Annotated in this window: 6 protein-coding genes; 1 reads left to right on the top strand and 5 read right to left on the bottom strand. The window is 69.1% G+C overall.

Annotation, left to right across the window (positions count from 1 at the left end; genetic code table 11):
* Nucleotides 1-4 precede the first annotated feature (4 nt).
* On the bottom strand, nt 5-1,582 hold the full coding sequence (locus OXS49_RS31940; RefSeq protein WP_267428561.1) for a DHA2 family efflux MFS transporter permease subunit: 1,578 nt from the start codon (nt 1,580-1,582) through the stop codon (nt 5-7).
* Complete coding sequence (locus tag OXS49_RS31935; protein ID WP_243999429.1) at nt 1,579-2,796, bottom strand: HlyD family secretion protein; 1,218 nt, start codon at nt 2,794-2,796, stop codon at nt 1,579-1,581. The genes OXS49_RS31940 and OXS49_RS31935 overlap by 4 nt, the downstream gene beginning before the upstream one ends.
* 75 nt (nt 2,797-2,871) lie before the next feature.
* Here OXS49_RS31935 and OXS49_RS31930 point away from each other — a divergent pair, with 75 nt between their 5' ends.
* Entirely contained in the window at nt 2,872-3,558 is a 687-nt protein-coding gene (locus tag OXS49_RS31930; RefSeq protein ID WP_267428560.1) for a TetR/AcrR family transcriptional regulator, read from the top strand.
* A gap of 166 nt (nt 3,559-3,724) precedes the next feature.
* Here the strand turns inward: OXS49_RS31930 and OXS49_RS31925 are convergent, their stop codons facing one another.
* The 3 genes from OXS49_RS31925 to OXS49_RS31915 all read right to left on the bottom strand — a co-directional run.
* Nucleotides 3,725-5,170 (bottom strand): HlyD family type I secretion periplasmic adaptor subunit, encoded by a 1,446-nt coding sequence (locus tag OXS49_RS31925; RefSeq protein ID WP_267428559.1) that lies wholly within the window; start codon nt 5,168-5,170, stop codon nt 3,725-3,727.
* 41 nt (nt 5,171-5,211) lie between these two features.
* On the bottom strand, nt 5,212-6,927 hold the full coding sequence (locus OXS49_RS31920) for a type I secretion system permease/ATPase (protein ID WP_267428558.1): 1,716 nt from the start codon (nt 6,925-6,927) through the stop codon (nt 5,212-5,214).
* A gap of 347 nt (nt 6,928-7,274) precedes the next feature.
* A partial coding sequence (locus OXS49_RS31915) for a hypothetical protein (RefSeq protein WP_267428557.1) occupies nt 7,275-7,627 on the bottom strand: 353 nt, incomplete at its 5' end.

The raw sequence follows: 7,627 nt of genomic DNA, 5'->3' as shown, positions 1-7,627 counted from the left end.
GGGGTCAGTGGGCCTCGATCGGGCGGGACGTCCGCTGCGGCTTCTTCAGGATGGCGACGACGCCGAGGCTCAACACGAGACTGACGCCGACGAGCCAGAACCCATCCGCGTAGGCCATGACGTAGGCCTCGCGGCGGACCTGGGCGGCCAGCATGCCGATGGCGGCGCCCTTGGCCGCCGCTTGGTCGGCGATGTGCCCGTGCAGGCCGGCGGCGAGCGCGGCGAGGCGCTCCTGGGTGCGCGTCGCATTGACCGTGATGGCCTCGGCCAGCACCGAGAAGTGCATGTGCTCGCGCCGGTCGATCATCGTGGACAGCATCGCGATGCCGATAGATCCGCCGAGGTTGCGCATCATGTTCGACAGTGCCGAGGCGTCCGCCGTGTCGCGCGGGGCGAGTCCCGCCGTCGAGAGTTGCGAGAGCGGGATCGTGAACAGCGGCTGGCCGATGGCGCGCAGGAGTTGCGGCAGGATCAGCTGGTCGGCGCCGACGTCGTGGGTCAGGCCGACATTGATCCAGCAACTCGCGATGAAGAACAGCGTGCCGGTCACCACCAGGATACGGGCGTCGAAGGCCCGCATGATCAGCGGCATCATCGGGAAGAGCAGCAGTTGCGGCAGCCCGGACCACATCACCACGTAGCCGATCTGCTGGGCGTTGTAGCCCTGGATCTGCGCGCAGTAGACCGGAATGATGTAGATCGAGCCGAACGAGACGGCGCCGAGCACCGTCATCAGCACGCACGATCCCCCGACCGAGCGGTTGGCGAGCACCCGCAGGTTGATGAAGGGGCGCTCGGTCATCAGTTCGCGGATGATGAAGCCGGCGATGCCGACCACCGCCAGGAGGCTGACCTGGACGATGATGGGGGAGCCGAACCAGTCCTTCCGCTGGCCCTCCTCCAGGACGTAGGTCAGGGCCGGCAGGCCGATGGCCATCAGGCCGATGCCGATCCAGTCGCCCTTCAGGAGCTCGGCCCAGCGCGCCGGGACGCTGTCGAAGGCGCCGAGCTGGATCGCGGCGGCGAGCGGACCGAAGATCAGGTTCAGGTAGAAGATGTAGTGCCAGGACAGGTTGTCGGTGAGCCAGCCGCCCACCGTCGGGCCGATGGCCGGCGCGAAGGTGGCGGTCAGCCCGAACATCGCGATGCCGATCGGCTGCTGGCTCTTCGACAGGCGGGTGCGCACGATGACGATGGCGGTCGGGATGAGCACGCCGCCGGTGAAGCCCTGGCCGGCTCGGAACAGGATCATCTGCGACAGCGAGGTCGAGAGCGCGCAGGCGAGCGAGAAGCCGGTGAACAGCATCGTGTTCACCGACAGGTACCGGCGCAGGCCGATCACCGAGGACAGCCAGCCGGTGAGCGGGATCACGATGATCTCGGCCATCAGGTAGGCCGTCGAGATCCAGCTCCCTTCCTCTGTGGAGGCGCCCAGCGCGCCCTGGATATCGGAGAGCGAGGCGTTGGTGATCTGGATGTCGAGGATGGCGGTGAACGCGCCGAGGATCGCGCCGAACACCGCAAGCCAGTCGCGCGCGCTTGCCTTGACCTCGGGCGCGGCGACGGCCGGCACTGCGCTCATCGGGGAAGCGCCTCGCTGACCAGGGCATGTCCGAGTTGGCCGTTGCGTGGCTTCACCGGCTCGACCGCGTCATGGATATGGACGGTCGCCTCGACCGACAGGCCGGGCCTCAGGCGTCCGAGCATCGGATCGGAATCGTCGAGGGCGATCCGCACCGGCACGCGCTGGACGACCTTGGTGAAGTTGCCGGTGGCGTTCTCCGGGGGCAGCAGGGCGAACTGCGCGCCGGTACCGGGTGAGAAGCTCTCGACCCGCCCCTCGAACTCGTGGTCGCCCAGGGCATCGACCGTGAAGGTCACGTGCTGGCCCACGACCATCTGCCCGGTCTGGGTCTCCTTGAAGTTCGCCACGAGGTAGATGTCGCGACCCATCGGGACGACGGTGAGCAGTCCGGTGCCGGCCGAGACGAACTGTCCGACGCGGAGCGAGCGGTCGCCGACCATGCCGTCCGTGGGCGCCGTGATGGTCGTGTAGCTGAGGTTGAGCTGCGCCTGCTCGACCTTGGCCTGCGCAGCCTCCAGGCTCGCCCGGGCGCTGCCCTCCAGCGCTCTCAGGCTGTCGACCTGCTTCCTGGCCGCTTCCAGGGAGGCCACGGACTTGTCGTGGGCGGCCCGTTTCTGGCGCAGGTCGGAATCCGCCTGTTGCTGCCGCTGCGCTGTACCGGAGCCGGTCTGCAACAGGTTCTGGTAGCGGGTGTATTCCTTGCCGGCGAAGTCGAGGGCCGCATCGGTGTTCTCGACCTCGGCCTTGGCCGAGGCGACTTGCGCCTGCTGCTGCAGGATTGCGGCCGCGGTGCCGAGCAACTGGGCCCGGCTCTTCCCGACCTCGGCCTCGGCCTGCTTGAGCATGACCCGGTACTCGCGGTCGTCGAGGCGCGCGACCACGTCACCAGTCTTCACCGGCTCGTTGTCGCCGACGAGGACTTCGGCGACGTGGCCGGCGATGCGCGGGGCGACCGTGACCTTGTCGGCTTGCAGGTAGGCGTCCTCCGTCGTCTCCAGGAACCGCCCAATGGTCCACCAGTGCCAGCCGTAGCTGCCAGCGCCGCCGAGAGCCGCGAGGAGAAGGACCGAGAGGATCAGGCGTGACTTGCGGCGCCTGGGCGCAGGCGAACGAGCGGCAAGGCCTGCAGAGGCCGGTGCGTGACCGACAGCCCCGACCGCGGTAGCGGTTCGTGCCGCGGCCTGGGGAAGATCGCTGGGTCGAGCGTCCATGTTGGTGGCCAACATCAATACGATACGGTAAAGTATCGATATATGACGGAGTGGATCATGACAAGGAGCACGACGATGGCAGCGGCCATGCCCGCCGAGCCCGAGGTGATATCGAAGCGTGGTTCCGGCGGGCGGCCGACGCGCGAGGAGGCCGCGCGGCGTGAGGCACGCATCGTCGAGGTCGCCACCCGGCTGTTCATCGAGCGCGGCTTCGACGGCACATCCATCGATGCGGTGGCGGAAGCCGCAGGCGTCAGCAAGCCGACGCTGTATGCCCGGTACCAGGACAAGCGCGAGCTGTTCGAGGCGGTCCTGCAGGACCGCATCCGGGAATGGCTCGCGCCTCTCTCGGCGGCGACCGAGGCGCAGGCGTTGCGGGCGACCCCGATGGATGCCGCGACGGTGCTGGATGAGCTGAGCCGCAACCTCCTCGACCGCGCCCAGGCGCCGGGAGCCGCTGCCCTGACCCGCTGCATCGCCGCCCAGGCGATGCAGTTCCCCAATCTCGCCAAGCTTGCCTACGAGGAGGGCTGGCTTCGCGGCGTCAGGGCGGTCGGGGGTCTTCTCGGCGTCATGGCCGAGCAGGGGCAGATCGCGGTGGACGACCCCGAGATCGCCGCCGACCTCTTCCTCAACCTCATCATGGGGCGCAGCTCGAAGCAGGCGCTCTATGGCATGAAGGTGGATCCGGAAGCGCAGGAAAAGCGGCGCCGCGCCGCCGTAGCCCTCTTCCTCGCCGGTGTTCGTCCGGATCGCCCCTGAAGGCATCCGCTTCGGCGCCTCGGCCAGACCACGTCACGTCGGATCGCCATCGCGCGCAGAACCGGACGTTCGGCTTTGCGCCCATGACCGCCGTTCCCCCCGCGACCGACAAGGACCCAAATCGCAGACGACCCGGCGGCGCCTGTCGGTAATCCTGTCCGACGGGCTACTTCTCGCGCCACGCCTTGGCGATCTGGTCGGACATCGGCTTGACGAGGTAGCTCAGCACCGTCCGCTCCCCGATCTGTAGAAACGCCTCCACCGGCATGCCCGGAACCAGCCGGACCCCGCCCAGACGCGCCCGCTGGGCGTCCGCCACCGCGATCCGGGCCGTGTAGAAGCTCATCCCGGACTTCGGATCGTTCGTCACATCCGCCGACACCCGGCTCACGGCGCCGTCGATCTCCGGCGTCGTGCGGGTGTTGAACGCCGAGAACCGCAGCACCGCCCGCTGGCCGACCCGGACGTTGTCGATGTCCTGCGGATGGATGCGCACCTCCACCGCCAACCGGTCGGCGTCCGGAACGACCAGCATCACCGGCTCGGACGGCGTCACCAGACCACCCACCGTGTGCACACTCATCTGATGCACCACCCCGTCCTGCGGCGCCCGGAGATCCACCCGCTTCAGCTGGTCTTCTGCCGCCACCCGCTTCTCCGACAGCTCCGACCCTTTCGCCCGGATCTCGGCCAAGTCCTTGCCCACCTCCGCGCGCATCTCCGCGTCCACCTGCAGGATCTGCAGCCGCGTTTCCGCGATCTTGCCCTTCGCCGAGGCGACCGATGCGGTGAGCTGTCCGCGCTCGCCCTCCAGGCGCGCGCCATCGCGCTCCAGTGCCGTCACCCGCGAGAGCGCGACGAGCTTCTTGGCGTAGAGGTCGTGCACGCCGTTGAGTTCGGTGCCGATCAGACCGATCTCCCGCGACTTGGCCTCCACCTGCTCACTCAGCCCCGCGATCTCGTCCTGCAGCTGCGAGGCGCGTTCCGACAACTGCGCCCGTTGCCCATCCCGGCTCGCCCGCCGCGCGGAGAACAGCCGGCTCTCCCCCTCGACCAGCGCGGCGATCTCCGGATCGGCAACGCGGCGCAGCAGGAGTTCCATCGGGAACGCGACCCCGGGCAGGCCGTCGCGCTCGGCCTCGGCACGCGCGCGGCGCGCGGCCAGCTCGTCCAAGGCCTTGCGCGTCATGTCGAGGTTGGCCCGCGTCAGGGTCTCATCCAGATGCACCAGCACGTCGCCGGCCCGGACGCGGTCGCCCTCCTTGACGCGGAGTTCGCCCACCACGCCGCCGGTGGGGTGCTGGACTTTCTTCACCTCCGACTCGACCACGAGCTGGCCCGGCGCGATCACCGCCCCGGAAAACGTCGTCAGCGCCGCCCAGCCGCCGATGCCCGGCACCAGCACCACCGCGATCAGGCCGGCCGCCACCAGCTGACGCCGGATCGAGGCGCGCAGGTCGTAAGCGTCCGCCCCCGGCGCGAGGTTGGTCGGCGCGAATCGTGCGGCGACGCGGCGTCGGACGTCGATCGCGACGCGGCTTAACTTTGCGTCCGCGCGCGCGATCAGTGCCGCCGCCCGCGGCGGGGCACGTCGGGGCGCTGCCGCGGTCATGTGGGGAGGATCGTCGTTCAAGTCTTGAGACCCGCTCGCCATCATGCGCTCTCCCGGAGGACCGGCGCGGGAGCCGGGCGCAGCACGCGCTTGAGCACCTCGTCCTTGGTCCCGAAGGCCTGCACCCGGCCCTCGTGCATCATCAGCACGTGATCGACCGCCGCGAGCGCGCTCGGGCGGTGCGCGACCACCACGCAGATTCCTCCGCGTCCCCGCACCCGCAGGATCGCCTGCGTCAGGGCGTTCTCACCCTCCGCGTCGAGGTTGGCGTTGGGCTCGTCCAGCACCACCAGGAACGGATCGCCGTAGAGCGCCCGGGCCAGGCCGATGCGCTGGCGCTGGCCGGCCGACAGGCCCGCGCCGCTCTCGCCCAACATCGTGTCGTAGCCCTGCGGCAGGTTCAGGATCAGGTCGTGCGCGCCCGCCGCCTGTGCGGCCTCCACAATCGCCTCGGCGGGGGCGCCCGGCAGGAACCGGCTGATGTTCTCCGCGATCGTGCCGGCGAACAGCTCCGTCTCCTGCGGCAGGTAGCCGATCTGCGCCCCGAGATGCTCGGGCGCCCATTGTCCCAGATCAGCCCCGTCGAGTCGCACCCGGCCGTGGAGCGGCGTCCAGATCCGCACCAGCGCCCGCACGAGGCTCGACTTGCCCGCGGCCGAGGGACCGATCACCCCCATCCCCTGGCCCGCCCGCAGCTGGAAGCTCACATCGTGCACCGTCGCCCGGCTCGCGCCCGGCGGCACCACGTGAACGCCCTCCACGCTCAAGCTGAGCTTCGCCTCCGGCAGGGCGAGCGGGACGCGGGCCGGCGGGTGGCGCTCCAGCGCTTCGGCCAGACGCTGCCAGCTCTGACGCGCGGCCACGAAGACGCGCCAGTTCGCGATCGCCAATTCGGCCGGCGCAAGCGCGCGCGCCACCAGGATCGAGGCAGCGATGATGATGCCGCCGCTGGCTTGGTTGTTGATCACCAGATACGCGCCCAGCGCCAGCACACCCGATTGCAGCGCCATGCGGCAGGCCTTCGAGACCGCCCCCAGTCCCCCGGCGATATCAGAGGCGCGCTGCTGCGCCTGGGCGTGATCGCGGTTGACCGCCGCCCAGCGCCGGGACAGCCGGCTCTCCAGGCCGAGGGCCGCCACGGTCTCGGCGTTGCGCCGGGTGGCCTCCGACAAGGCCAGCCGACGTCCCGCATGGGCGGTCGCGCTGCGCGCGGGCGACCGCGTGGCCAGCTCGGCGGCGAGCGTCAGGCTCGTCAGCAGCATCGCGCCGCCGATCGCGGCCACTCCGATCAGCGGATGGAACAGGAAGCATACCACGACGTAGACGGGCAGCCACGGCAGGTCGAACAGGGCTGCGGGCCCAGATCCGGCCAGGAAGGCGCGCACTTGCTCGAGATCGCGCAGGGGCTGACCGGCCTGATCCGGCTTCGCGCCGCGGAGGGGCGCCTGGACGCTGAGGCTGAAGACCCGCGGGCCGATCTCGGCGTCCAGCACCGCACCGATACGGGCGAGGGTGCGGGCACGCAACGCCTCCAGCGTGCTCTGGGCGGCGTACAGGACCAGGGCGAGCACGCACAGGCCGATCAGGGTCGGGATCGACCGGCTCGGAATGACCCGGTCATAGACCTCCAGCATGAAGAACGAGCCGGTCAGCGTGAGGAGGTTCGCGAGCGCGCTGATGCCGGCCACGCCGATGAAGGCACCGGCGCTCTGCCGAAGCACGGTCGACAGCTCACCCGATTGTCCGACCTGGCGCATGCGTTCGCCCCCTCGACATAGGCCGGCCCCGGCGAGAGGGACTTGGCACGGTCCGTGCTGATGTCACCCAAGGCTCCACCGAGCCAATGCGGCGATCAGATCCAATTGCAACGCTGAGAGGTCGATGTCAATTGAGCAGGTAATAATTCAATTTATTGACGCCAAGCCACAACATTATAGACGCAGCCTAACGACCAAAAGCTTGTAGATAACGCCAAAATACAATGCGGCGCAGGACGGCACCGCTCAATGTGTCGACTGCGAGGGTGATCGCTGATCCGGATCTTGTTCAGGGCTGCCGATTGACCACCGCGGCGGAGCGCGCCGAGTTCGCCCTGTGCCGCCCCTCACGCCATGTGGAACCCGTTGCTGCCATGATGCGTCTCAAGGGAAAAGACCAGGCTGGCCTCGGCTGATGTGAGACCGGCCGCATTGGTCTCGTAGACCGTGACCGTATGCTGGCCGTCGGCGCTGCCGTCGGTGGCCAGGACTGGGGCCGTCGTGGCGAATGCGCCGGTGTCGAGCTTGTAGTGCAGCGTATCGCCGCTCACAGATGGCGCATAGGTGATCAGGCCGTCGCTGGAGACATGTGTTCCGCCTGTTCCGGTGTCGTGCGTGAGCGTGACATTTGGAGCGGCTGGTGCTGCAGCGGCTGCGTCCGTCTTCATGACGGCGCTCGTGGCGCTTCCGGACGCACCGC

This window comes from Methylobacterium sp. GC_Met_2 (assembly GCF_026540795.1).
GTDB lineage: Bacteria > Pseudomonadota > Alphaproteobacteria > Rhizobiales > Beijerinckiaceae > Methylobacterium.
This window is presented reverse-complemented; position numbering and strand designations above follow the sequence as displayed.